At 70.3% G+C, this 25,226-nt stretch carries 26 protein-coding genes; 11 read left to right on the top strand and 15 right to left on the bottom strand.

Going from position 1 to position 25,226, the window contains the following annotated elements; genetic code table 11:
- The first annotated feature begins 4 nt into the window (after positions 1-4).
- Positions 5-796 carry a DUF4184 family protein gene (locus ACWEVP_RS17565; RefSeq protein ID WP_452063565.1) on the top strand — a complete coding sequence of 264 codons (792 nt, stop codon included), beginning with the start codon at positions 5-7 and terminating at the stop codon, positions 794-796.
- Here the strand turns inward: ACWEVP_RS17565 and ACWEVP_RS17560 are convergent.
- From ACWEVP_RS17560 to ACWEVP_RS17530, 7 genes are read right to left on the bottom strand one after another with little or no spacing between them, the layout of a single operon-like run.
- Entirely contained in the window at positions 786-1,181 is a 396-nt protein-coding gene (locus ACWEVP_RS17560; protein WP_449666424.1) for a metal-sulfur cluster assembly factor, read from the bottom strand. The genes ACWEVP_RS17565 and ACWEVP_RS17560 overlap by 11 nt on opposite strands.
- Positions 1,178-1,627, bottom strand: coding sequence for a Fe-S cluster assembly sulfur transfer protein SufU (gene sufU / locus ACWEVP_RS17555; RefSeq protein WP_364446784.1), 450 nt, complete (start codon positions 1,625-1,627; stop codon positions 1,178-1,180). The genes ACWEVP_RS17560 and sufU overlap by 4 nt, the downstream gene beginning before the upstream one ends.
- Entirely contained in the window at positions 1,624-2,913 is a 1,290-nt protein-coding gene (locus tag ACWEVP_RS17550) for a cysteine desulfurase (RefSeq protein ID WP_452063564.1), read from the bottom strand. The genes sufU and ACWEVP_RS17550 overlap by 4 nt, the downstream gene beginning before the upstream one ends.
- 43 nt (positions 2,914-2,956) lie before the next feature.
- Entirely contained in the window at positions 2,957-3,727 is a 771-nt protein-coding gene (gene sufC, locus ACWEVP_RS17545; RefSeq protein ID WP_452063563.1) for a Fe-S cluster assembly ATPase SufC, read from the bottom strand.
- Between the two features lie 29 nt (positions 3,728-3,756).
- Positions 3,757-4,929, bottom strand: a complete 1,173-nt coding sequence (gene sufD / locus ACWEVP_RS17540) for a Fe-S cluster assembly protein SufD (protein ID WP_452063562.1) — start codon at positions 4,927-4,929, stop codon at positions 3,757-3,759.
- A 2-nt stretch (positions 4,930-4,931) separates the two neighbouring features.
- Positions 4,932-6,380, bottom strand: a complete 1,449-nt coding sequence (gene sufB, locus ACWEVP_RS17535) for a Fe-S cluster assembly protein SufB (RefSeq protein ID WP_452063561.1) — start codon at positions 6,378-6,380, stop codon at positions 4,932-4,934.
- Positions 6,377-7,153, bottom strand: coding sequence for a helix-turn-helix transcriptional regulator (locus tag ACWEVP_RS17530; protein ID WP_452063653.1), 777 nt, complete (start codon positions 7,151-7,153; stop codon positions 6,377-6,379). Before ACWEVP_RS17530 ends, sufB begins: the two co-directional genes overlap by 4 nt.
- Positions 7,154-7,324: 171 nt before the next feature.
- Here ACWEVP_RS17530 and mptB point away from each other — a divergent pair, with 171 nt between their 5' ends.
- The 6 genes from mptB (at position 7,325) to ACWEVP_RS17500 (ending at position 12,984) form a co-directional block, all read left to right on the top strand.
- Positions 7,325-8,956, top strand: a complete 1,632-nt coding sequence (mptB, locus tag ACWEVP_RS17525) for a polyprenol phosphomannose-dependent alpha 1,6 mannosyltransferase MptB (RefSeq protein WP_452063652.1) — start codon at positions 7,325-7,327, stop codon at positions 8,954-8,956.
- Between the two features lie 6 nt (positions 8,957-8,962).
- The gene (locus ACWEVP_RS17520) at positions 8,963-9,889 is read left to right on the top strand and encodes an ABC transporter ATP-binding protein (protein ID WP_452063560.1); all 927 of its coding nucleotides are present in this window, start codon (positions 8,963-8,965) and stop codon (positions 9,887-9,889) included.
- A gap of 56 nt (positions 9,890-9,945) precedes the next feature.
- Positions 9,946-10,671, top strand: a complete 726-nt coding sequence (locus ACWEVP_RS17515) for an ABC transporter permease (RefSeq protein ID WP_452063651.1) — start codon at positions 9,946-9,948, stop codon at positions 10,669-10,671.
- Positions 10,672-10,775: 104 nt separating this feature from the next.
- Positions 10,776-11,741, top strand: a complete 966-nt coding sequence (locus ACWEVP_RS17510) for a COX15/CtaA family protein (protein ID WP_452063559.1) — start codon at positions 10,776-10,778, stop codon at positions 11,739-11,741.
- Positions 11,742-11,789: 48 nt separating this feature from the next.
- A complete protein-coding gene (locus tag ACWEVP_RS17505; RefSeq protein ID WP_452063558.1) occupies positions 11,790-12,722 on the top strand; it encodes an acyl-CoA desaturase in 933 nt (310 codons plus the stop codon).
- Positions 12,723-12,807: 85 nt separating this feature from the next.
- Positions 12,808-12,984 (top strand): hypothetical protein, encoded by a 177-nt coding sequence (locus tag ACWEVP_RS17500; RefSeq protein WP_452063557.1) that lies wholly within the window; start codon positions 12,808-12,810, stop codon positions 12,982-12,984.
- A 46-nt stretch (positions 12,985-13,030) separates the two neighbouring features.
- Here the strand turns inward: ACWEVP_RS17500 and ACWEVP_RS17495 are convergent, their stop codons facing one another.
- Complete coding sequence (locus tag ACWEVP_RS17495) at positions 13,031-14,287, bottom strand: hypothetical protein (protein WP_452063556.1); 1,257 nt, start codon at positions 14,285-14,287, stop codon at positions 13,031-13,033.
- A 53-nt stretch (positions 14,288-14,340) separates the two neighbouring features.
- On the opposite strand from ACWEVP_RS17495, the gene ACWEVP_RS17490 reads away from it, so the two are divergent.
- Positions 14,341-14,496 (top strand): hypothetical protein, encoded by a 156-nt coding sequence (locus ACWEVP_RS17490; RefSeq protein WP_452063555.1) that lies wholly within the window; start codon positions 14,341-14,343, stop codon positions 14,494-14,496.
- On the opposite strand, the gene ACWEVP_RS17485 is transcribed toward ACWEVP_RS17490, so the two are convergent.
- Together ACWEVP_RS17485 and ACWEVP_RS17480 are read right to left on the bottom strand one after the other, a co-directional pair.
- Positions 14,497-15,357, bottom strand: coding sequence for an ATP-grasp domain-containing protein (locus tag ACWEVP_RS17485; RefSeq protein WP_452063554.1), 861 nt, complete (start codon positions 15,355-15,357; stop codon positions 14,497-14,499).
- On the bottom strand, positions 15,354-15,668 hold the full coding sequence (locus ACWEVP_RS17480) for a hypothetical protein (protein WP_452063553.1): 315 nt from the start codon (positions 15,666-15,668) through the stop codon (positions 15,354-15,356). Before ACWEVP_RS17480 ends, ACWEVP_RS17485 begins: the two co-directional genes overlap by 4 nt.
- A gap of 80 nt (positions 15,669-15,748) precedes the next feature.
- On the opposite strand from ACWEVP_RS17480, the gene ACWEVP_RS17475 reads away from it, so the two are divergent.
- Positions 15,749-16,717, top strand: a complete 969-nt coding sequence (locus tag ACWEVP_RS17475) for a quinone oxidoreductase family protein (protein ID WP_452063552.1) — start codon at positions 15,749-15,751, stop codon at positions 16,715-16,717.
- A 41-nt stretch (positions 16,718-16,758) separates the two neighbouring features.
- Here ACWEVP_RS17475 and ACWEVP_RS17470 read toward each other — a convergent pair whose 3' ends face one another.
- The 5 genes from ACWEVP_RS17470 to ACWEVP_RS17450 form a co-directional block, all read right to left on the bottom strand.
- Positions 16,759-17,322, bottom strand: a complete 564-nt coding sequence (locus ACWEVP_RS17470; RefSeq protein WP_452063551.1) for an FKBP-type peptidyl-prolyl cis-trans isomerase — start codon at positions 17,320-17,322, stop codon at positions 16,759-16,761.
- 10 nt (positions 17,323-17,332) lie between these two features.
- A complete protein-coding gene (locus tag ACWEVP_RS17465; protein WP_452063550.1) occupies positions 17,333-19,570 on the bottom strand; it encodes a HelD family protein in 2,238 nt (745 codons plus the stop codon).
- A gap of 60 nt (positions 19,571-19,630) precedes the next feature.
- Positions 19,631-20,245 carry a hypothetical protein gene (locus tag ACWEVP_RS17460; RefSeq protein WP_452063549.1) on the bottom strand — a complete coding sequence of 205 codons (615 nt, stop codon included), beginning with the start codon at positions 20,243-20,245 and terminating at the stop codon, positions 19,631-19,633.
- The gene (locus tag ACWEVP_RS17455; protein WP_452063548.1) at positions 20,242-20,652 is read right to left on the bottom strand and encodes a hypothetical protein; all 411 of its coding nucleotides are present in this window, start codon (positions 20,650-20,652) and stop codon (positions 20,242-20,244) included. The genes ACWEVP_RS17460 and ACWEVP_RS17455 overlap by 4 nt, the downstream gene beginning before the upstream one ends.
- Positions 20,653-20,729: 77 nt before the next feature.
- Positions 20,730-21,710 carry a heme o synthase gene (locus ACWEVP_RS17450; RefSeq protein ID WP_452063547.1) on the bottom strand — a complete coding sequence of 327 codons (981 nt, stop codon included), beginning with the start codon at positions 21,708-21,710 and terminating at the stop codon, positions 20,730-20,732.
- Positions 21,711-21,993: 283 nt separating this feature from the next.
- Between ACWEVP_RS17450 and tkt the strand changes: the two genes are divergently transcribed.
- Together tkt and tal are read left to right on the top strand one after the other, a co-directional pair.
- Entirely contained in the window at positions 21,994-24,096 is a 2,103-nt protein-coding gene (tkt, locus tag ACWEVP_RS17445; protein WP_452063546.1) for a transketolase, read from the top strand.
- A gap of 17 nt (positions 24,097-24,113) precedes the next feature.
- Complete coding sequence (gene tal, locus ACWEVP_RS17440) at positions 24,114-25,226, top strand: transaldolase (protein ID WP_452063545.1); 1,113 nt, start codon at positions 24,114-24,116, stop codon at positions 25,224-25,226.

Raw genomic sequence — 25,226 nt, 5'->3', positions numbered from 1 at the left:
CTCCGTGCCGTTCACGCTGAGTCACCCGGCCGCCGTGCTCCCGCTGGCCAGGCGGCCCCTGGTCCCCTCCGCGCTCGTGGCCGGGTCTGTGGCTCCGGACGTCTTCTGGTTCGTGCCGCGGCTGCCCGGGGTCGGCCTGACGAAGACGCACGAATTCGCGTCGGTCCTCTGGCTCGACCCGCTCATCGCCCTGGTCCTGCTCGCGGTGTTCCACGTCCTGCTCAAGCGGCCACTGCTCGCCCTGGCGCCCCGACCGCTGGCCGAACGGCTACCCCGCGACTTCACCTGGCGACGGCCGGGCTGGACGGCGCTCTCTTTGATCATCGGCGCCGCGACCCACGTCGGCTGGGACGCCTTCACGCACGAAAGCGGCGGGCCGTCCTTCCTCAAGATCCCGCTCGTCACCGGCGTCGACGTCGGCCGGCTCAGCCAGTTGGTCAGCACGATCGCCGGCGCCGCGGTCCTCGCCTGGTGGCTGATCCGCTGGTACCGCACCGCGCCCGCCCGCCCGGTCCAGCCGGGCACCCGGCACCGGAAAGGCGTCTCGGCACTTCTGGCGGCCGGCGCCCTCACCGGCGTCCTGGCGCAGGTGCTGCCGTTCCTGGCCCACCACGACCCGATGACCGACGCGGGCGTGGTCGGCAACGCCACGTACCTCCTGGTCACCGGCGCCTGCAGCGGGTTCGCCACCGCGCTCGGGCTCTACGCGCTGGCCTGGCACGCGCGGTATAAGTCGTTATACGCAAAGAAGGCCGCTCCGGAGAGCGGCCTTCCCACGAACTGCGTCAGACGGTGAAGCCGAGGGCGCGCAGCTGTTCGCGGCCGTCCTCGGTGATCTTCTCCGGGCCCCACGGCGGCATCCAGACCCAGTTGATCCGGAAGTCCTTGACCAGGCCGCCGGACGTCAGCGCGGCCGACGTCTGGTCTTCGATGACGTCGGTCAGCGGGCAGGCCGCCGACGTCAGGGTCATGTCGAGGGTCGCGGTGTTGTCCGGCTCGACGCGGATGTCGTAGACGAGCCCGAGGTCGACGACGTTGATGCCGAGCTCGGGGTCGACGACGTCGCGCATGGCTTCCTCGACGTCCTCGATCTTGGCGAGGTCGAGGTCCTGCTTCGCGGTGGTCTCGGCGTCGAGGTCGGCGGCGGTGCGCCCCTCACGAGTGGCGGTTTCTTCGGTCATGCCTTTTCAGCTCCACTGGTCGTCCGGGCGACGGCGTCCTTGAAAGCCATCCAGCCGAGGAGGGCGCACTTCACGCGGGCGGGGTACTTGGCGACGCCGGCGAAGGCGACCCCGTCCTCCAGCACGTCCTCGTCGGGCTCGACCTTTCCCTTGCCCTGCATCAGTTCCACGAAGGCGTCCATGGTGGTGAACGCCTCCTCGATCGTGTGGCCGACGACGAGGTCGGTCAAGACCGACGTCGAGGCCTGGCTGATCGAGCAGCCCTGGCCGTCGTAGGAGACGTCGGCGACCTTCCCGTCGTCGACCTTGACCCGCAGCGTCACCTCGTCGCCGCAGGTCGGGTTGACCTGGAACGACTCGGCGTCGAACGGGTCGCGCAGGCCGCGCCCGTGCGGGTTCTTGTAGTGGTCCAGGATGATCTCCTGGTACATGCTCTCGAGGTTCACCGGGCCACCCCGAAGAACTTCTGCGCCTCGCGGATGCCCGCGACGAGGGCGTCCACTTCGGACAGATCGTTGTAGAGGTAGAAGGACGCGCGCACGGTGGCCTGGGCGTTGCACGCGCGGTGCAGCGGCCACGCGCAGTGGTGGCCGACGCGCACGGCGATGCCGAGGCTGTCGAGCACCTGGCCGGCGTCGTGCGGGTGCACGCCGTCGATCACGAACGACACGGTCGCGCCGCGGTCCTTCAAGTCGGTCGGCCCGATGATCCGGACGCCGGGAATCGCGCCGATGCCCTCGATGGCCGCCGCGGCGAGCTGGTGCTCGTGCGCCGCGATCCGGTCCATGCCGATGGCCGAGAGGTAGTCGACGGCCGCGCCGAGGCCGATGGCCTGCGACGTCATCGGCACGCCCGCCTCGAACCGCTGCGGCGGCGGCGCGAAGGTCGAGCCCTCCATGCGGACCATCTCGATCATCGACCCGCCGGTGAGGAACGGCGGCATCGCTTCGAGCAGCTCGGTGCGGCCGTACAGGACGCCGATGCCGGACGGGCCGAGCATCTTGTGCCCGGAGAACGCGGCGAAGTCGACGCCCAGCGCGTGGAAGTTCACCGGGAAGTGCGGCACCGACTGGCAGGCGTCCAGCACGGTGAACGCGCCGACCGCCTTGGCCTTCTCGACGAGCAGCTCGACCGGGTTGACCGTGCCGAGCACGTTCGACTGGTGCGCGAACGCGACCACCTTCGTGCGCGGCGTGATCAGCTCGTCCACATCGGACAGGTCGAGCCGGCCTTCCGGCGTCACCTTGAACCACTTCAGCGTCGCCCCGGTGCGCTGGCACAGCTGCTGCCACGGCACGAGGTTCGCGTGGTGCTCCATCTCGGTGACGACGATCTCGTCACCCGGGCCGACGACGAACCGCGCGGCTTCCGGGCCCGCGGTGGCGGCGTTGCCGAACGAGTACGCGACGAGGTTGATGCCCTCGGTCGCGTTCTTCGTGAACACCAGTTCTTCGGAGTCGGCGCCGACGAACTCGGCGATCTTCGCCCGAGCGGATTCGTAGGCGTCCGTGGCCTCTTCGGACAGCTGGTGCGCGCCGCGGTGGACCGCGGAGTTCGACGTGAAGACGTACTCGCGTTCGGCCTCGAACACCGCGGTCGGGCGTTGCGAGGTCGCCCCGGAGTCCAGGTACACCAAGGGTTTCCCGTCGCGGACAGTGCGCGACAGGATGGGGAAGTCGGCCCTCAGGGCCGCCACGTCCAGTGGCAAAGAGCTGGCCGAGGTGGTGGTCATCGGGCCGACTCCTCTCATTCTCGGTGTAGTACGGGGAAAAGCGTCAGAGCGCGGCGGGCTCGGGCTTGCCCACGTACTTGACGTAGCCGTTCTCCTCGAGCTCGTCCGCCAGCTCCTTGCCGCCCGACTCGACGATGCGGCCACCGGCGAAGACGTGCACGAAGTCCGGCGTGATGTGCCGCAGGATCCGGGTGTAGTGCGTGATCAGCATGACGCCGACCTCGCTGGAGGCCTTGTACGCGTTGACACCCTCGGAGACGACGCGCAGGGCGTCGACGTCCAGACCCGAGTCGGTCTCGTCGAGGATGGCGAACTTCGGCTTGAGCAGCGCCAGCTGCAGGATCTCGTGGCGCTTCTTCTCGCCGCCGGAGAAGCCCTCGTTGACCGAGCGCTCGGCGAACTCCTGCGAGATCTCGAGCTTGCCCATCTCCTCCTTGACCTCCTTGACCCAGTGGCGCAGCTTGGGGGCCTCGCCACGGACCGCGGTGGCCGCGGTGCGGAGGAAGTTGGACATGGACACGCCGGGCACCTCGACCGGGTACTGCATGGCCAGGAAGAGGCCGGCGCGGGCGCGCTCGTCGACGCTCATCTCGAGGACGTTCTCGCCGTCGAGCAGGACCTCACCCGAGGTGACTTCGTACTTCGGGTGCCCGGCGATCGCGTAGGACAGCGTGGACTTGCCCGAGCCGTTCGGGCCCATGATCGCGTGCGTCTCGCCCGACTTGATGGTCAGGTTGACGCCCTTGAGGATCTCCTTGGCGCCCTCGTCGGTCGTGACCGAGGCGTGGAGGTCCTTGATTTCCAGGGTAGCCATTTCTTCGTTTCCTAAGTCAGAGAGGGCGGTCAGGCGCCAACGGCTTCGAGTTCGGCTTCGATCGCGGCTTCGAGGCGCTCGCGCACCTCGGGGACGTCGATCTTCACCAGGATCTCGTGGAAGAACCCGCGCACGACCAAGCGGCGCGCGGCTTCTTCGGCGATCCCGCGCGACTGGAGGTAGAACAACTGCTCGTCGTCGAACCTTCCCGTCGCGCTCGCGTGGCCGGCGCCTTCGATCTCGCCGGTCTCGATCTCGAGGTTCGGCACCGAGTCCGCGCGCGCCCCGGGCGTGAGCACCAGGTTGCGGTTGAGCTCATAGGTGTCGGTGGCCTCGGCCGCGGCGCGGATCAGGACGTCGCCGATCCAGACCGCGTGCGCGTCGTCCCCCTGCAGCGCGCCCTTGTACATCACGCGCGACTTGCAGTTCGGCACCGCGTGGTCGACGAAGAGGCGGTGCTCCTGGTGCTGGCCCTTGTCGGCGAAGTAGACGCCGAGCATCTCGACGTCGCCGCCCTTGTCCGCGAACGTCGCCGTCGGCGAGACGCGGACCAGGTCGCCGCCCAGGGTGATGACGGTGTGCCGCAGCGCGGCGTCGCGGCCCAGCTTCAGGTGCTGCTCGGAGACGTGCACGGCGTCGTCGGCCCAGTCCTGGACGCTGACCACGGTGACCTTGGCGCCGTCGCCGATGACGAACTCGACGTTGTCGGCGTAGGTGCCGGAGCCGACGTGGTCGAGCACGATCACGGCCTCGGCGAACGCCTCGGCGCGGACCTGCAGGTGCCCGTAGGCGACCTGGCCCTCGCCCGGGCCGTGGATCCGCAGCACGGACGGCTTCGACGCCTTCGTCTCCTTCGGCACCGTCACGACGGTGGCCTTCTGGAACGACGAGTACGCCTGCGCGGCGATGCGGTCGCTCGGGACGCCGGCGGCACCCAGCCGCTCGTCGTCGCGGCCGACCGACTCGATCTTCAGCTCGGACGCGGCCTCGGTTTCGAGGGTGATCTCGCCGGTGGCGACGGCGCTGCCGTCGTGCAGGCCGCGAAGGCGCTTCATCGGCGTGAAGCGCCAGTTCTCCTCACGACCACCGGGGACCTCGAAGGCCTCGACGTCGTAGGAGGTGAAGCGCTCCGCGCGGGAGGCGGCCGGGATGACCGCCCCCTCGCGAAGAGCCTCGGAAACGTTGTTCTCGGTAACCGACATGACTAGCCGACGGACCCTTCCATCTGGAGCTCGATCAGGCGGTTCAGCTCGAGCGCGTACTCCATCGGCAGCTCACGGGCGATCGGCTCCACGAAGCCGCGCACGATCATCGCCATCGCCTCGGCCTCGTCGAGGCCGCGCGACATCAGGTAGAACAGCTGGTCCTCGCTGACCTTGGACACCGTGGCCTCGTGGCCCATGGACACCTCGTCGTTGCGGATGTCCACGTACGGGTAGGTGTCCGACCGCGAGATGGTGTCCACCAGCAGCGCGTCGCAGACGACGCTGGAGCGCGAGTGGTGCGCCCGCTTCGCCACGCGGACCAGGCCGCGGTAGGAGGTGCGGCCACCGCCGCGCGCCACCGACTTCGACACGATCGTCGAGGAGGTGTGCGGCGCGAGGTGCTCCATCTTGGCGCCCGCGTCCTGGTGCTGGCCCTCGCCCGCGAACGCGACCGACAGGACCTCGCCCTTGGCGTGCTCGCCCATGAGGAACACCGACGGGTACTTCATCGTCACCTTGGAACCGATGTTGCCGTCGATCCATTCCATGGTCGCGCCCTCTTCGCACTTGGCGCGCTTGGTGACCAGGTTGTAGACGTTGTTCGACCAGTTCTGGATGGTCGTGTAGCGGCAGCGGGCGCCCTTCTTGACGATGATCTCCACGACCGCCGAGTGCAGCGAGTCGGACTGGTAGATCGGCGCCGTGCAGCCCTCGACGTAGTGCACGTACGCACCTTCGTCGACGATGATCAGGGTGCGCTCGAACTGGCCCATGTTCTCGGTGTTGATCCGGAAGTAGGCCTGCAGCGGGATCTCGACGTGCACGCCCTTCGGCACGTAGATGAACGAGCCGCCGGACCACACCGCCGTGTTCAGCGCGGAGAACTTGTTGTCGCCGGCCGGGATGACCGAGCCGAAGTACTCCTGGAACAGCTCCGGGTGCTCCTTGAGCGCGGAGTCGGTGTCCAGGAACAGGACGCCCTGCTCCTCCAGGTCCTCGCGGATCTGGTGGTAGACGACCTCGGACTCGTACTGCGCGGCGACACCGGCGACGAGGCGCTGCTTCTCCGCCTCGGGGATGCCGAGCTTGTCGTAGGTGTTCTTGATGTCCTCGGGCAGGTCCTCCCAGGAGGCCGCCTGCTTCTCCGTGGACCGCACGAAGTACTTGATGTTCTCGAAGTCGATCCCGGAGAGGTCGGCCCCCCAGTTGGGCATGGGCTTCTTCTCGAAGAGCTTGAGCGCCTTCAGTCGCGCTTCGCGCATCCACTCCGGCTCGGACTTCTTCGAGGAGATGTCGGTGACAACGTCCTCGTTCAGCCCGCGACGGGCGCTGGCGCCCGCCTCGTCGGAGTCCGCCCAGCCGAACGCGTACTTGCCAAGGGACTCGATGGTCTCTTCCTGGCTCAGTGGCGCGGTGGTGGGAGTGCGCTGCTCGGCAGCGGCAGTCATGCGGGTTTCCCTCCATTCGGGATCCGTGCTGTGCGCCCAGAGGGCACCGTGCTTGCCGGCTCGGGATGGGCCGGCTGACCCGCCGTGACGGGTACGTGGGTGGTGCACGCGGAGTCACCGCGCGCGATGGTCGCCAGCCGCTGGACGTGGGTGCCCAGCAGCTGCGCGAACGCCTCGGTCTCGGCCTCGCACAGCTGCGGGAACTCCGCGGCCACGTGGGCGACCGGGCAGTGGTGCTGGCAGAGCTGCGCCCCGACGTTCTGACCGGCGGCCGGGGCCCCGACCTGACGGGTCGACGCAGCGTAGCCCTCCCTGGTCAACGCGGTCGCCAGGGCCTCGGCGCGCGCCGACGGATCACTCGAAGCGGTGATCGCCGAGCGGTGCGGGCCGACCAGCTTTTCGATGCGGCGTTCGGCGAAGGCGCGGACGGCGTCTTCGCCGGCGTGCTCGGCGAGGAAGCGGATGGCCGACACGGCCAGGTCGTCGTAGGCGTGCCCGAAGCGGGCGCGGCCGGGCTCGGTGAGCAGGAACAGCTTCGCCGGACGACCCCGGCCTCGGGGTCCGCGGCGGGGTGCGTCGCGGGTCTCGGCCTCGCCGTCGGCGAGCAGCGCGTCGAGGTGGCGGCGGACGGCCGTCGGGCTGATCCCGAGCTGCTCGGCGACCACGACGGCGGTCATGGGACCCTGTTCCAGCAGCAGCCGGGCGACTTCGTGCCGGGTCTTGCCCTCGGCGCTGACCTGCGACGGGACGTGCGGGTGTGCGGCGCGGGGCATGTCGCCGCCCGCCTGGTCACCCGCCTCCGTCTTTTTCACAACACAAGTGTGTCTTATTTCCGGATGACCCGCAAAGGCGGGGTCTCCGGCAGTGACCCGACTCACTCCGGGGCGGACCGATACCCTGCACCCGTGGCTGTGGGCGAACATCCTGCTCAGCAGGAACGGCAAGTGGCGGAGCTGGACACCGGGAGTGCCCACCCCGTCACGCTTTCGCCCGTCCGCCCGCTGGAGCCGCTGCCCCTGGAGGCCGACGAGCGGCGCGGGCTGAACGTGGTCCGCCGCTTCGGCACGGTCGGGTCGCTCTTCCTCGCCCTCGGCTCCCTGGGCGCCGGCGCCGCCCCGGTGATCAACCCGGTGCAGGAGATCCCGGTGCTGCGGTTGTTCACCCGGATCCCGACGGTGTCGCTGGCCATCGCCATCTCCGGGATGGGCATCCTGGTGCTCAGCTGGCTGATGCTCGGCAAGTTCGCCCGCCCCGACCGCACCCGGCTCGCCTCCCAGGGCCAGCTCGCCCGGACCATCGCGCTGTGGGTGCTGCCGCTGCTGGTCATCCCGCCGTTGTTCTCCCGCGACGTCTACAGCTACCTCGCGCAGAGCGAGATCGTGCACCGCGGGATGGACCCGTACGTGCTCGGCCCGGCGCAGGCCCTGGGCGTCGCCGACCCGTTCACCGCGGGCGTGTCGAACATGTGGCGCGAGACGCCGGCGCCGTACGGGCCGCTGGTGCTGCGCCTCGGCGGCTGGCTGGCGCCGCTGGCCGGCAACAGCATCGCCGTCGGCGTGCTGCTGCAGCGGCTGCTCGCGCTCGCCGGCGTCGTCCTCATCGTCTGGGCGCTGCCCCGGCTGGCCCGCCGCTTCGGCGTCCAGCCCGCGACCGCGCTGTGGCTCGGCGCGCTGAACCCGCTGCTGATCTTCCACTTCGTCGCCGGCGCCCACAACGACGCGCTGGCCGTCGGCCTCATGCTCGCCGGCCTGGAGGTCGGCATCCGGCGGCTGCCGATCCGGGTGAAGGGCGACACGCCGCCGCCGCTCGCGCGCGGGGAACTGCTGTACATCGGCCTGGGCGTGGCGATCATCACCCTCGGCGTCGCGGTCAAGCTGCCCGCGGTGTTCGCGCTGCCGTTCTTCGCGGTGATGGTGGCGCGGCGCTGGCACGGCAGGCTCAAGGACCTCTTCTACGCGGGCGCGCCGATGGCGGCGTGGTTCGGCGTCGTCCTCGTCGCCGTGTGCTTCGGCACCGGGCTCGGCTTCGGCTGGGTCGGCGCGACGTTCAACACCCCGGGCCTGGTCCGCTCCTGGATCTCCCCCACCGCCGAGCTGGCCAACCTCTCCGGCGTCCTCGGCATCGCGCTCGGGCTCGGCAACCACACCAACGGCCTGGTGCCGATCCTCGGCGCGCTCGGCTACCTCGTGGCCGTGGCGATCACCTTCAAGTTCCTGTGGGACAGCTTCAAGTGGCGCTACCGGCCGATCATCGGCCTCGGCGTGTCGCTGGGCGCGGTGATGATCCTGCAGATCAACCTTCAGCCCTGGTACGTCCTGTGGGCGGTGATCCCGCTGGCCGCGGCGGCCGGGACGTCCCGGTTCCGGGTGGCCGCGGCGGCGCTGTCCGCTGCCCTGCCGTTCCTGCTGCCGCCGACCGGCAGCACCTTCGACGGCCGCCCGTACGTGCTGCCGTTCGCCTACGTCGCGGCGATCGTCGTGTGCGGCGGCGGGATGCTGATCGTGCGGCGGCTGGCGCCCGTGCTGCTGTCCAGGCCGTCCCCGCGGCTGCCCGCGCGGGCCGAGCCCGTATCGTGACCCGATGTGAGTGCCCCCGCCGTCGAGATCACCGGGCTGGTGAAAAGCTACGGCTCCACCCGCGCGGTCGACGGTCTCGACCTGCGGATGGAGCGCGGCAGCCTGCTCGCCCTGCTCGGCCCGAACGGGGCCGGCAAGACCACCACCGTCGAGGTCTGCGAAGGCTTCCTCAAGCCTGACGCGGGCACGGTCCGCATCCTCGGCCTCGACCCGGTCCGCGAGTCGGCGGCGATGCGCCCCCGCGTCGGGATCATGCCCCAGGGCGGCGGCGCGTACCCCGGCGTCCGCGCCGACGAGATGCTCGGGCTGGTGGCCTCCTGCGCGGCGTCCCCGCTGGACCCGGCGTGGCTGCTGGAGGTCCTCGGGCTGGCTTCGGTCCGGCGGACGCCGTTCAAGCGCCTCTCCGGCGGGCAGCAGCAGCGGCTTTCGCTGGCGTGCGCCCTGGTCGGGCGGCCCGAGCTGGTGTTCCTCGACGAGCCGACCGCGGGCATGGACCCGCAGGCCCGCCGGCTGGTGTGGGACCTGCTGTCGGCGCTGCGCCGTGACGGCGTTTCGGTGCTGCTGACCACGCACCTGATGGAGGAGGCCGAGGCGCTGGCCGACACGGTGGTGATCGTGGACCACGGCAAGGTCGTCGTCTCGGGCGCGCCGCAGACGCTGACGGTGGACGAGACCGGCACCGCGGGCCTGCGGTTCAAGGCCCGCACGCGGCTGGACACGGCGTTGCTGACGGCGGCGCTGCCGGAGGGCTACGCGGTGCGGGAGTCGGCGCCGGGCACGTACGTCGTGGTCGGTTCGGTCGACCCGCAGGTGGTGTCGACGGTCACGGCGTGGTGTGCGCAGCAGGGCGTCCTGCCGGAGGAGCTGCAGGTCGGCAAGCGGACGCTCGAAGAGGTCTTTCTCGAGCTGACCGGACGGGAGCTGCGGGCGTGACGGTTTTCGAGCCCGGTGTCTTCACCCCGGCGCCCGGGCGGGGCTCGCTCGGCCGGATGCTGCGGACGCACGCGCGGGTCGAGGCGAGCTTGACGCTGCGCCACGGCGAACAGGTGCTGCTCACCCTGTTGATCCCCTTGGCGTTGCTGATCGGGTTGTCGCTATTGGACATCCTGCCTTCGTCGTCCCTGGGCTCGACGTCCAAAGTGGACTGGATCACGCCGCGGATCCTGGCGCTGGCGGTGATGTCGTCGGCGTTCACGGGCCAGGCGATCGCGCTCGGGTTCGATCGGCGGTACGGCGTCTTGAAGCGCCTTTCGGCGACCGCGTTGCCGCGGTGGCTGCTGGTGGCGGGACGGCTGGCGGCGGCGTTGGTGGTCGTGGTCCTGCAGTCGGTGATCATCGGCGTGGTGGCGGCGTTCCTGGGCTGGTCGCCTTCGGTCGCCGGGCTCTTCTCCGCGGTTCTGCTGCTGGTGCTGGGAACTCTCGCTTTCGGCGCTCTCGGCGTGCTGCTGGGTGGCGCTTTGCGGGCCGAGGCGGTGCTGGCTCTGGCCAACATCGTGTGGTTCGTGCTGCTGCTGGCCGGCGGGATCCTGCTGGCGCCTTCGTCGTTGCCTTCGGGGCTGGCCGTGGTGGTGGAGCTGCTGCCGTCGGGGGCCTTGGCGGAGGGGATGCGGACGGCTTTGGTGGACGGCGCTTTCGCGCCGGGGCCGATGCTGGTGCTGGCCGTCTGGGCGGTGCTGGCGGGGGCGCTGGCCTCGCGCACCACGAAACTCACCTGAGTCCCGCTCTTCGCGTGACCTAGGTCCCTTGCGCACCACGTCACCCTTCTGGGCGCCGGGACCTGCCGAAAGCCCGGTTTCCGCGCGGTTCTACCATCGAGCACGTGCCGTTCACCAGCCTCGTCGCCCGCCTGCCGTTTCCGTCCGCCGCCGTGCAGCGGGCCGTCGGGATCGCCGCCGTCGTCGCGCAGGCGCTGATCGGCGTCACCGGGTCGATCGTGCGCGTCACCGGATCCGGCCTCGGCTGCCCCACCTGGCCGCAGTGCGTCGCCGGCAGCCTCGTGCCCAAGCACGACTCCGGCATCGACGCGCTCAACCAGTGGATCGAGTTCGGCAACCGGCTGCTGACCGGCGTCGTCATCGTCGTCGCGGCCATCGCGGTCGTCACGGCGTGGCGCGTGCAGATCGACCACCCGTCCCGCAAGCGCCTGGTGAAGCTGGCCTGGACGATGCCCGGCGGCGTCGTGCTGCAGGCCGTCGTCGGCGGGATGACCGTGCTCGCGAAGCTCGAGTGGTGGACGGTCGCGATCCACTTCCTCGCGACCACTCCCCTGGTGTGGCTCGCGGTCCTGCTGCTGCGCGCGTTCCGCGAGGGCGACGAGCCGGCGCGCTCGCTCGTCCCGGCGTCCGGCCGGGGCATCCTGGTGGCGCTGGCCGCGGTGATGTGGCTGGTCCTGGCGGCGGGCACGACGGTGACCGGCGCCGGCCCGCACAGCGGCGACATCAACACCCACCGCCTCGACGCCCCGGTGGAGTCGCTCGCCCAGGTCCACGGCGGCCTGCTGGTGCTTTACCTGCTGCTGCTCGCGGTGTTCGGCCTCCAGCTGATGCGCATCGGCGCGCCGAAGGGCCTCTGGCAGCGCTACGTCGTGGTCTGGGTGGTCGCGGTGGCGCAGGGCGGGCTCGGTTCGCTGCAGTACGCGCTGGGCGTGCCGGAGGCGATGGTGTCGTTCCACGTGCTCGGCGCGATGGCGGTGATCATCGCGACGGCGTCGCTGTGGGTGGGCAGCCGCGACCGCGGTCCGGTGACGTCGCTGACGGCGGCGCCTAAGGAACTCGCCACCGCCTGAGCAACCGGCGGACACGCGACCGTAACTCGGTGCGGTTACGGTCCGGCCATGACGACGCGCTCCGCGCCCAAGCCGCTCATCTCCCACCGCCGGGGCACCGGCGAGATGCTGGTGCTGAAGACGTTCCTGCTGGTGCCGTTCGCGGCACTCCTCGTCGCGGTCCCGCTGGTGTGGGGCTGGGGAATGACGTGGATCGACCTGATCCTCGCGGCGGCGTTCTACGTGTTCGCGACGCTGGGCGTGACGGTCGGTTACCACCGCTACTTCACCCACGGGGCGTTCAAGGCGTCGCGGCCGCTGCGCGTGGGGTTGGCGATCGCGGGCAGCATGGCGGTCCAGGGGTCGGTGATCTTCTGGGTGGCCAGCCACCGCCGGCACCACGCGTTCGCGGACCGCGAGGGTGACCCGCACTCGCCATGGCTGTTCGGGACGTCCCCGTCGGCGCTGCTGCGCGGCTTCTGGCACGCGCACATGGGGTGGATGTTTTCGCGCGAGGTGACCAACGCGGACCGGTTCGCGCCGGATTTGGTGGCGGATCGGGATCTGCGGGTGGTGAACCGGTACTTCTGGCTGTGGATCACGCTGAGCCTGGTGCTCCCGGCTCTGTTGGGCGGGTTGCTGTCGTGGTCGTGGTGGGGTGTCGTGACGGCGTTCTTCTGGGCGGGGCTGGTCCGGATCGCTTTCCTGCACCACGTGTCCTGGTCGGTGAATTCGATTTGTCACCTGATCGGGGAACGGCCGTTCGCTTCCCGTGACCGCGCCGCCAACTTTTGGCCGCTGGCGTTGTTGTCGATGGGCGAGTCCTGGCACAACTCTCATCACGCCGATCCGACCTGCGCTCGGCATGGGGTGTTGCGGGGTCAGGTGGACGTTTCGGCTCGGGTGATCCGAACGTTCGAACAGCTCGGGTGGGCGACCGATGTCCGGTGGCCGCGGGCTGATCGGTTGGCTGCCAAGCGGTCGAGCTTAGTACGCCCGTAACGCCACGAAAGAGATATGACTCGCTCGATCGTGGCGCCCAGTTCTCCTTACGGTGAGCCAAATTCCCTCTGACCGAAGGAGCCTCATGGGCAAGCACAGCACCAACGACGGGCGCGGACGGATCCGGCGGATCATCGTCGCCGGCACCCTGATCCTCGCCGCGATTTGGGTGATCGCCCCCACGTCGAGCGGCCAGGAGCCGGCTGACACCGCCACCACTGTCGTCGCGGGCGGCGGCGGTGGCGGAAACACCGGCAACTAGGCTACCGAACGGGAAATGATCTCGTGGCCGGTGCGAACCACATCGGTCACGAGGATTTCCATTTAAACGCGATACCGTAATCCTCCCGCGGATGGCACCCGTCAGCAAAGGTGTGCCGGACGAAACCGTCCCCGACCGGAAGCAGGTGCGGGTCACCATCCAGTGGTTGCCGGGTACGTTCGTATTCCAGCTGTTCCGCGTACCACCAGCACGCCTCAGGCAGGTGCTTCGCGTCGAAGGTCAGCTGGATCGTCAGTCCGCCAGGCGCGATGCCGTGGTGGTCGATGTCGACGTTGAGCCACTTGCGTTCCTCGTCGAACTGCCCGTCGAGCGCCTCGGAAACGAACGTGTAGCGCTCGCCCTTCCGCAGCGTCCGGCGAAAGCTCAAACGCGCCTGAATCGGGTCGCCCGGGTGCTCCCAGGGTGAAGCGACCACCCGGCACCCCCACAAGGCCGTCACCGGCAGGTCCGCCGGGTCGTGTTCCCAGCCGATCGCCGCGTGCGTGTCGTAGCCGTCGACGCCGTCCTCGCAGGCGATGATGTCGCGTTCGGTGATGCGGCGCCAAATCGTTCGGCGGTGCATCACCGCCGTGACGAGCATGCGCTCCACGAACACCGGCTGCGCCCCCTTTGACGCCGCCCTGGCTCGCCACCCGACGCGCTCGTCCCTGGCTTCCACTGCCGCCCGGCCGATGTCGATGTAGGCCGGCCAGTCCGGACCGCCCGCCAGCTGCTCCGCCAGCGAGGCTGCCAACGCCGTGAGCGACCACCTCCAGGCCTGGTGCATCGGCGTGGCGGTGGTCGGGGGCGGATCGCCGAAGACGCCAGGGAGCAGCATCAACTGCCGGAACCGGTCGCCCAGCGTGGCTTTCCACGCGGTTCCGCCCGGTGCCGGCGGGACGCGGAACGCCGCCATCAAGGTGTGGCGGCGGCGGGAATTCGCGGCCGCGCCGATCTCGTCGACCAGCAGGCCCCACACAGCGAACGCGCGCGTGTCGGCCGGCAACGACGCCGCCGGTGCTACCAAGGAACGGAGCACGACCGCCGGCTCGCCCGCGGGGCTCTCGATCGCGTCGCGGAGGAAGTGAAGCGGCTCGCCGTCTTTGCGTTTCGCCAGCCAGCGCAGCGCGGCTTCGACTTCCGCGGGCGAAGCCGCCCCGTCAACCGGCTCGCCGGCCATCCCGATGGTCATGACGCCCTCCGCTACCCCGACGAAGATCGACAATTCCCGACAACGATGAAAAGCGCGGCGACGAAGAGAAATCCGTCCCGAAAACAAAAGATCATTTCCGGTGGGGCTCACCTGCGGTCACCATTGCCTGGGGCGTACTAGTACACCGATAAAGGGGTAGCACAGTGACCGACGAAAGGACAAGCAAGCGGAGCCGCGGCCTGCGGGAACTGATCAAAGTCGGCCTCAGCGGGATCGGCGGGCTCTACCTGCTCACCGGCTCACTGGCCGTGACAGCCATCGGCGCCATCGTCGCTCTCGCGCTGGCCGCAGTCCGATGACTACGCCAGCTGCTGCCGCACCGCCGACGCGAACCGCGTCGGCGCGGCCGGGTCCGTCTGGCGGAAGCCCAGCGACGGCTCCGTCAGCTCCAGCTCCAGCAGCAACGGCTTGCCGTCCGTGCCGCGGACCAGGTCCACCCGCGCGTACAGCAACTCCGCCCGCAGGATTCCCAGCAACGCCGAAGCCGCGTCCAGGACGTCCTCGGCCAGCGCCACCGCGTCGGCGGGCGGGGAAGCCGGGGCCAGCGACTCGGACAGGTACAGCCCCGAGGCATCCATTGTGGACCCCAGCATCGCGCTCTTCGAGAACGCGTGCGAATAGATACCGCCCAGGTACACCAGGGCCAGCTCGCCCGAGGTGTCCACACTGGACTGGTACGGCTGGATCAGCGCCGTGTGGCCTTCGGCGTGCAACGACGAAAGGTGCGCCGAGGCGTCGGCACCCGCCGGGAACCGGGCCGCGCCGCGGGAGCCCGCTCCCACCGAGGGCTTCACCACGAAGTCCGACGAGGGGAAACGAGCCGGCTCGCCCGGCGCGACCAGCGAAGTGGGCACCACCGGCAGACCCGCGTCGAGCAGCTCCGCCAGGTACGACTTGTCCGTGTTCCACCGCACCACGTCGGCCGAGTTGATCAGCGACGGCACCGACTCGCACCACGACAGGAACTCCGCCCGGCGCTCCGCGTAATCCCACGTCGCGCGCAGGATCACCGCATCCGCCGAAGAGAAGTCGACCGAAGAGTCCCAGGCCGCCCACGACACCGAAAAGCCCAGCGAGGTCAGCGCGGGCACCACGGCGTCGTCGTCGCCGTCACCCGAAGGGAGTTCCGCGCAGCCGACCAGGATCGCGCTGCGGGTCACCGGCCCGCCATCTTGCGGCGGTGCGCCGGGCCGATCTTCGCCTGCTTGACCGTCTCCGCGTCCCACTCGGCCGACGAAAGGTCCTCGACCGCCTCGATCAGCGCCTCGCCCGTCGCCGAAGAAGGCACCACCACGTCGCCGAGCGCTCCGTCGGCTCCGACCAGCACCACGCGCGCGCCCGCGCGGCCGATGTTCTCCACCACCGCGCGGGACGGCTTGCCGTGCGCCTTCACGAACTTGCGCGCCGCGCCCAGCTGCGCGCTGGTCGGCGCCACCACGGTCTCAGAAGTTTCAGCCACGTCCCGAACCATAACCAAAGGAGAGCCGGAACGCGGAACAGCGTGGCGTCGGCCATAGTTGCTACCGGGAGAACCCGACCCGAGGAGGACGCATGCCCACCGCAGTGCAGGTGACGAAGACCGGCGGCCCGGAAGTGCTCGAAGCGGCCGAAGTGGACGTCGCGGCCCCGCAGGCCGGCGAACTGCTGGTCGACGTCGCCGCGGCCGGCGTCAACTACATCGACACCTACCAGCGGCAGGGAATCTACCCGATCGACCTGCCGTTCGTCCTCGGCCTCGAGGGCGCGGGCACGGTCGTCGAAGCCGGGGCCGGTACCGGCTTCGAGGCCGGTGACCGCGTCGCCTGGCAGGGCTCGCTCGGCAGCTACGCGGCGCGCAAGCTCGTCCCGGCGTCGATGGCCGTGAAGGTTCCCGAAGGGGTCTCGCTGGAGACGGCGGCCGCGACGATGCTGCAGGGCATGACCGCGCACTACCTGGTCGCCTCGACGTTCGAGGTGAAGCCGGGCCACGACGTGCTGGTGCACGCGGCCGCCGGCGGGGTAGGCCTGCTGCTCGTCCAGCTGGCGAAGGCGCGCGGCGCCCGCGTGATCGGCACGGTGTCGACCGAGGAGAAGGAGAAGCTCGCCCGCGAAGCCGGCGCCGACGAGGTGATCCGCTACGACCGCGACGACTTCGCCAAGCTGACCCGCGAGCTGACGAACGGCGAAGGCGTCGACGTCGTCTACGACGGCGTCGGCAAGGACACCGTCGACGGCAGCCTGGCCAGCCTCAAGATCCGCGGCCTGCTGGCGCTGTTCGGCGCGTCCAGCGGCCCGGTGCCGCCGCTCGACCCGCAGCGCCTCAACTCGGGCGGCTCGCTGTACCTGACCCGCCCGACGTCCGCGCACTACACGCGCACGCGCGAGGAGATCGACTGGCGGTCGAAGGAGCTGTTCGACGCGATCCAGGCGGGTGAGCTGACCGTCCGGATCGGCGGCAAGTACCCGCTGGCCGACGCCCGCAAGGCCCACGAGGACCTGCAGGGCCGCCGCACGACCGGCAAGCTCCTGCTCATCCCGTGACCGCGGTGGAGGCCACCTGTCGCGAGGTGGCCTCCACGACGTCAGGCGGCGGGCACCGCCACGGCATCGGTGACGAAGACGAGCGTCTCGTTCGGCTGGATGCCGCGGCCGCCCTGGCCGTACGCCAGGTCCGGCGGGATGATCAGCAGCCGGCGGCCGCCCTGCTTGATGCCCGCCAGGCCCTGGTCCCAGCCCGGGATGACCTCGCCCGCGCCGAGGTTGAGGTCGAACGTCTCGCCGCGGTCGTAGGAGTTGTCCAGGACCTTCTTGTCCGACCACGTCACCAGCAGGTAGTTCATCTTCAGCTGCTGGCCGGCCTTCGCCGCGCCGCCGGTGCCCTCGGACAGGTCCTTGGTGATCAGCTTCTTGGGCGGGTCGCAGTCGTCGGGGATGGTGATCGCCGGCTTCTCGCCGAACTTGCCCGTCGTCTTGATGTCCTCCGCGGTGCACTCGCGGCCCTTGCTCTGGGTCGCCTGGGCGGCGTCCGACGACGGCGGCACCGACGGTCCCGCCGGGGCGGCCGTTTCGGTTTTGGCCTGCTGTCCGCACGCGGCCAGCGACAGCGCCGCCGCGGCGACGACCACGATCTTCCCGATCTTCTGCATGCGAGGCACCCTAGCCAAGCACGGAGAGTGCCGGGACGTCGTCACCCGTGGCGACCACGCCGAGCCGCCGCGTAGCCCGCGTGAGCGCCACGTAGAGGTCGTTGAGCCCGCGCGGCGACCCCGCGACGACCTCGTCCGGCGCGACCAGCACCACCGAGTCGAACTCCAGGCCCTTCGACCGCTCGACCGTCAGCACGCTCAACCGCTCGTCGTGCGACGCGAGAAGCGCCGAGATCAAGTCGAAACGGCCGCCCGGCACCAGGACGGCCACCGTGCCACCGTCCACTTCGGACAGCTCGCGCGCGACGAGGCCGGGCAGCTCCGCGGACAGGGAAGCCGGACGCGCCGACCACGGCGGCACTCCGGTCTCCCGCACCGAAGACGGCGCCGCCAGCCCCGGGGAAACCTCCGCCAGGACCCGCGCCGCGACCGCCATGATCTCGGCGGGCGTGCGGTAGTTCACGGTCAGCTCTTCCAGCCGCCACCGGTTCTCGACGTACGGCGAGAGCACCTCGTCCCACGACCGCGCGCCGCCGTCCGCGCCGGTCTGGGCGACGTCGCCGACCAGCGTCATCGAGCGGTTCGGCGAGCGGCGCATGAGCAGCCGCCAGTCCATCGCCGACAGCTCCTGGGCCTCGTCGACGATGACGTGCCCGAACGTCCACGTCCGGTCCTGCGCCGCGCGCTGGGCGGCGGTCAGCTCGCTGCGCGCCACCTGGCGCTCGGCGAACAGCTCGGCGTCGAGGACGTCGGAGACGCGCAGCAGCTCCTCGTCGATGATCTCCTCGTCCTGTTCGAGGATGTCGAGCACGCCCTCGGCGTACGCGCGGTCCTCGCGCTCACGGCGTTTGCGCTCGACGCGGGCCTCGGTGTCGTCGACGCCGATCAGCTCGGCCAGCTCGTCGAGCAGCGGCACGTCGGCCGGCGTCCAGCGCCCGTCCCGGCCGCTTTCCAGCAGCGCCCGGTCTTCGGGGGACAGCAGCTTCCGGGCCGCGCTGTCGAGCCGTTCGCGGTCGGCGAACAGGTCGTCGAGCACGCCTTCCGGGGTCAGCACGGGCCACAGCGAGTCCAGCGCCGCGGCGACGTTTTCGTCCGCGGCCAGCTCGGCGCGGATGTCGGCGAGGTCCTGCCCGTCGAGGAGGTCCTCCCCCAGCTTCCGGGCGGCCTGGCGGGTCAGCGCGTCGAGGACGTCGGAGACGAACAGGCGCCGAGCCGGGTTGTGCGGCCGCCGCGAGCGGCGGGCGCGGGTGCGGGCGTCGGTGCACGTCTTGCGGTCCAGCCGCAGCACGTCGTGCTCGTACTCGATCTCCATGACCGGCTCGGGCACGCGCTGGCGGTCGCGCACGGCGTTGGCGAGCACGTCGGCCAGCACCAGCCGGCCCTTGACCTCGGCCGTCTCGCGGGACTCGACGCCGTCGGCGTCCAGGCCGGGGTAGAGCTGCCCGATGGTGGCGAGCAGCACCCCGGTCTCGCCGAGCGACGGCAGCACCTGGCCGATGTAGCGCAGGAACGTGCTGTTCGGCCCGACGACCAGGACGCCGCGCGTGGTGAGCTGCTGGCGGTGCGTGTAAAGCAGGTAGGCGGCGCGGTGCAGCGCGACGGCGGTCTTGCCGGTGCCGGGGCCGCCCTGCACGACCATGACGCCGCCGAGCGGGGCGCGGATGATGCGGTCCTGCTCGGCCTGGATGGTGGCGACGATGTCGCTCATCTCGCCGGTGCGCCGCTGCTCGAGCGCGGCGAGCAACGCGGCCTCGCCGGCCAGGCCGAGGTCCTGGCCCTGGTCGGCGGCGGTGAGGTCGAGGATCTCGTCGTCGAAGCCGGTGACCTTGCGGGTCAGCGACCGCAGGTGCCGCCGGCGGCGCACCCCTTCGGGTGACGCCGCGGTGGCGAGGTAGAAGGGGCGCGCGACCGGTGCCCGCCAGTCGACCAGCAGCGGCTTGTAGTCGTCGTCTTCGTCGAACAGCCCGAGGCGGCCGATGTAGGTGGTTTCCTCGGCGCTCTCGGGGACGAAGTCCAGCCGCCCGAAGGCGAGGCCCTGCTCGACGGAGCCGAGCTGGGCGAGCCGGTCGGTGTAGAGGGTCGTGGCGACGTCGCGCTCGGTGCGGGCCTGCGGCGTGCCGCCGGTCTGCCGCAGGGTTTCGTCGAGGCGGCGCTGGGCGTCGACGCGCTCGGCGTCGAGCTTCGCGTAGAGGGTGGTGACGTACGCCTGCTCGCGACCGAGCTCGGCGGAGAAGTCGTCCGAAGACAAAGATCCTGCTTTCGCCTCAAGGAAAAGAGCCAACAGAGTTTAACGGCGCCCGCCGCGCGATCATTCCGCCCCGAGAGCGCAGTACGGGGAGACCTCGCTGCCGGGCGGCAGAGCGAGGGGCAGCACCCGGTCCCCCGGTGCGCAGGACACGCTTTCCGGGGGCAGCTGGTCACCACCGGTGATCCGACCGTCCGGTCCACGGAACAGGGCGGCGGCACCGTGGCTGGTGAGCGCCCGGCAGTTGGCCGAGGTGTAGCGGATCCCGCCGGGCACGACCGTGGCGGTCACCGGGGTGAAGCCGCCCACGGCCTCGGGAGCGAGCCAGACCGCCGGGCCGACCGTGGGCCGGTCGAGCACGACGCCGACGCGCTGGCCCGGGGTGAGCAGCGGCACTTCGACGGTCCGGGTGCCGGACGTGACCGGGACCCGGTAGGCGACGAGGGTGCCGGTGTTCTCCAGCACCGCGGCACCCGGTCCCTGTTCGGCCACGCGGACGGCACCGCCGTCGGGTGCCGGGCCGCGCACCGCGGTGATGCGGGACGGGATCGCGCAGCCGGTGCCGAGGAGCTGGTTTGTGTCGAGCTGCACCCTGCCGCGGCCTAGGAGGGCCAGGAGCCCGAACACGGCGACCGCGACCACGCCGACCCCGATCTTCTTGAGCATCGGGGTGCTCACGGGATTCCGGTGCGCGAACTCGCGACCCGGTGGAGGTCGCCGGCCCGGCCGTAGTACGAGCCCTCGACGACGGAGACCACGATGTGCGCGTCCGGCTGCCAGTACGCGCGCAGCTCGCCCGCCTCCGCCGGGTAGGGGACCTCCCGCAGCGGCACACCCCGGTCCGCGAGCACCGCGCTGACCTCGTCGAACGTCACCAGGCCGGGGAAGGCGCCGTAGCGGTCGCGGATCACCCGGTTCACCAGCTCGGGCTCGGCGTAGCGGAGCCGGTGGGCCTGGACCGAGAAGTGGGTGCCTTCCCAGCGCCCCCGGACCCGCTCCCAGAAGAACTCGACCATGCCGTGGTCGCGCACCAAGGCGCGCTGGAAAGGGTTGTCACCGTAGTCGTCGCCGAGCAGCTCGGCCACCCGCTCGGGCGACCACGTGCGGTCGGCGCCGAGGACGGTGCCGGACTCGATGACGTCGGCGAAGAACTCCGCCGGGCTCAGAACGGCAGGCCGAGCGTGGGCAGCCCGATGGCGGAGTCGACCGCCAAGGCCACGAACACGATCATCAGGTAGGTGTTCGACCGGTGGAACAGCGCCATCGGCTTGGTCTCTTCCCCGCGCCGGACCGCCGCCTGGAGGCTGTGGGCGTAGAAGAGGAACCAGCCGCCCGCGAGGATCGCGAACGTGCCGTACAGCCACGACGTCACCGGGAGCAGCAGCAGCGTCCACGCCACCATCACCCACGAATAGATGACGATCTGGCGGGCGACGTGCTGGGCGGTGGCGACCACCGGCAGCATCGGGACGCCGGCGCGCTCGTAGTCGTCGCGGTACTTCATGCCCAGCGCCCACGTGTGCGGGGGCGTCCAGAAGAAGATGACGCCGAACATCACGAACGCCGGCCACTGCACGGTGCCGGTGACCGCGGCCCAGCCGATGACCACCGGCATGCAGCCCGCCGCGCCGCCCCAGACCACGTTCTGTGACGTGCGCCGCTTCAGGCCGAGCGTGTAGACGAAGATGTAGAAGAGGATCGTCGCGACCGCGAGGATCGCCGACAGCAGGTTCACCGTGAGGTACAGCACGGCCGCCGACGCGACGCCCATGACCAGGCCGAAGATCAGCGCGCCGCGGCGGGGCACCGAGTCCTTCACCAGCGGGCGGCGCTTCGTGCGGTTCATCACCTTGTCGATGTCCGCGTCGATCACGCAGTTGAGCGCGTTCGCGCTGCCCGCGGCCATCGTCCCGCCGACCAGCGTGGCCAGCACCAGCCACGGCGAGGGGATCTGACGGCCGGCGAGGAACATCGCCGGGATGGTGGTCACCAGGAGGAGCTCGATCACCCGCGGCTTCGCGAGCGCGGCGTAGGCGCCGACGACCCGGCGGAGGCTTCGCCGCTCACCGTGCGGTCGGTCACCGGTCGGGTGCACGGCGCTGGTGTCGTCACTGCGTCCGTGCGCAGCGTTCACCAACGACATTTCACTCCCTGCGTCAGGTTCGGGCGGGACCAGTCCGGGTAGCCGAAGAACCAGCCCTACTGAACCCTCGAACGATGTTAGACGTGGTGAATCCCGTGGGTGATCGCGGGTCCTCGACTCCCCGAAGCACTAGGCTGGCCGCGACGGGCCGCGATTGCCCCTGCGCATGGCCGCGAGCAGGAATATCGTCCCTTCGGGATCGATTGAGATAGGTAGCCGCGCGCACGGGTAACCGGAACGAGGAAGACCAGCCGCAACCATCATGACCGGGAGTTGGAGTTCAGTGTCCGAAACCGCCACTACCAGCGAGAACAACCCACTCCTCCGGCGCAACGTGCCCGCCGACTGGACCGAGACCGACACCCGCGCCGTGGACACCGTCCGGGTGCTGGCCGCCGACGCGGTCGAAAACTGTGGCAGTGGCCACCCCGGCACCGCGATGAGCCTGGCGCCGCTGGCCTACACGCTCTTCCAGCGCACGCTGCGTCACGACCCGAGCGACCAGCACTGGCCGGGCCGCGACCGGTTCGTGCTCTCGGCCGGGCACTCGAGCCTGACGCTCTACATCCAGCTGTTCCTCGCCGGCTACGGCCTCGAGCTCGAGGACCTCAAGCAGCTGCGCAAGTGGGGCTCCAAGACCCCGGGTCACCCGGAGTACCGCCACACCGACGGCGTCGAGACCACCACCGGCCCGCTCGGCCAGGGCCTGGCCAACGCCGTGGGCATGGCGATGGCCGCCCGCCGCGAGCGCGGCCTGCTCGACCCGGACGCCGCGCCCGGCGAGAGCATCTTCGACCACCACATCTACGTGATCGCCTCCGACGGCGACATCGAAGAGGGCGTCACCTCCGAGGCCTCGTCCATCGCGGGCCGCCAGGAGCTGGGCAACCTGATCGTCTTCTACGACGACAACAAGATCTCGATCGAGGACGACACCAACATCGCGCTGTCCGAGGACACCGTGAAGCGCTACGAGGCCTACGGGTGGCACACCCAGGTCGTCGAGGGCGGCGAGGACGTCGTCGCGATCGAGGAGGCCATCAAGGCCGCCAAGGCCGAGACGCAGCGGCCGTCGTTCATCGCGCTGCGGACCGTCATCGGCTACCCGGCCCCGAAGAAGATGGGTACCGGCAAGGCGCACGGCGCCGCGCTGGGCGCCGAAGAGGTCGCCGCGGTCAAGGAGATCCTCGGCTTCGACCCGGAGCAGTCGTTCCAGGTCGAGGACGACGTGCTCAAGCACACCCGCCAGGCGCTGGAGCGGGGCAAGGCCGCGCACGCCGAGTGGCAGGAGAAGTACGAGGCCTGGGGCAAGGCCAACCCGGAGCGCAAGAAGATCGGTGACCGGATGGCCACCCGCACGTTGCCCGAGGGCTTCGCCGACAACCTGCCGAAGTGGGAGCCGGACGCCAAGGGCATTGCCACCCGCAAGGCCTCCGGTGAGGTGCTCAACGCCCTCGCCGAGCCGCTGCCGGAGCTGTGGGGCGGCTCGGCCGACCTGGCCGAGAGCAACAACACGACGATGAAGGGCGCCGACTCGTTCGGTCCCGAGAAGGCCGCCACCGACATGTGGCAGGCCAACCCCTACGGCCGGACGCTGCACTTCGGCGTCCGCGAGCACGCCATGGGCTCGATCCTCAACGGGATCGCGCTGCACGGCGGCACCCGTCCGTACGGCGCGACGTTCCTCATCTTCTCCGACTACATGCGCCCGCCGGTCCGGCTGGCCGCGCTGATGAAGGCGCCGGTCACCTACGTCTGGACGCACGACTCGATCGGCCTCGGCGAGGACGGCCCGACGCACCAGCCGATCGAGCAGCTCTCCGCGCTGCGCGCGATCCCGGGCCTCAACGTCGTCCGCCCGGCGGACGCCAACGAGACGGCGTACGCGTGGAAGGCGGTCCTGGAGGACATCCACCACCCGTCCGGCCTGGCGCTGACCCGCCAGAACGTGCCGGTGCTCGAAGGCACCAGCGCCGAGGGCGTCGCCAAGGGCGGGTACGTCCTGGCCGACAGCGACGGCACCCCGGACGTCGTGCTGATCGCCACCGGCTCCGAGGTCCAGCTCGCGGTCGAGGCGAAGAAGACCCTGGACGCCGACGGCGTCAAGGCGCGTGTCGTGTCCATGCCGTGCGTCGAGTGGTTCGACGCGCAGGACGCGGCCTACCGCGAGTCCGTCATCCCGGCCGGTGTGAAGGCCCGCGTGTCCGTCGAGGCGGGCATCGCCCAGTCGTGGCACCGCTTCACCGGTGACGCCGGGGTGAATGTTTCGATCGAGCACTTCGGCGCCTCCGCCGATGCCGCCACACTGTTCCGTGAGTTCGGTTTCACCGCGGAGGCAGTCGTCGAGGCCGCGCGCCGCTCGATCCAGAACACCCAGAATTCCTGAAGGGGATGACGCAGCAAATGAGCAACGACAAGCTCGCGCAGCTGTCCGCAGCCGGTGTTTCGATCTGGCTCGACGACCTTTCGCGTGAACGCCTGAACACCGGCAACCTCGCCGCGCTCGTGCGCGACAAGCACGTCGTGGGCGTGACGACCAACCCGACGATCTTCGCCAACGCGATGTCGAAGGGCGACGCCTACGACGAGCGGACCCGCGAACTGGCCGCCCAGGGCGCCGACGTCGAGGCGACCATCCGGGACCTGACCACGACCGACGTGCGCAACGCCGCGGACCTGTTCCGCGACGTCTACACCGCCACGAACGGCGTCGACGGCCGCGTCTCCATCGAGGTCGACCCGCGGCTGGCCAAGGACACCGACAAGACGGTGGTCGAGGCGCAGGACCTGTGGAAGACCGTGGACCGGCCGAACGTGCTGATCAAGATCCCGGCCACCGAAGAGGGCCTGCCGGCCATCACGAAGACGCTGGCCGAGGGCATCAGCGTCAACGTCACGCTGATCTTCTCCGTCGAGCGCTACAAGAAGGTCATCGAGGCCTTCTTCGCCGGGCTGGAGCAGGCGAAGGCCAACGGCCACGACCTGAAGGGTATCCACTCGGTCGCGTCGTTCTTCGTGTCCCGTGTGGACACCGAGATCGACAAGCGCCTGGAGGCCATCGGCACCGACGAAGCCTTGGCCCTGCGCGGCAAGGCGGCCGTCGCCAACGCGCGGCTCGCCTACGCGGCCTTCGAGGAGCTGTTCGCTTCGGACCGTTGGAAGGCCCTCGCGGCCGACGGCGCCAACGCGCAGCGCCCGCTGTGGGCCTCGACCGGCGTGAAGAACCCGGACTACTCCCCCACGCTGTACGTCGACGACCTCGTGGTGAAGGACACCGTCAACACGATGCCGGAAAAGACCCTCGACGCCGTCGCGGAGCACTCCCAGCTCAAGGGTGACCAGGTGACCGGCCGCGGCGCCGAGGCGCAGGAGGTCTTCGACAAGCTCGAAGCCGTCGGCATCGACATCCGCGACGTCTTCCTGACGCTGGAGAACGAGGGCGTCGAGAAGTTCGAGAAGTCGTGGACCGAGCTTCTGGAGACCGTGAACGGGCAGCTCGAGAAGGCGAAGGGCTGA

The organism is Amycolatopsis sp. NPDC003865, from assembly GCF_053605345.1.
Note: the sequence above shows the minus strand (reverse complement) of the source record. Positions and strands in the feature narration are given on the sequence as shown.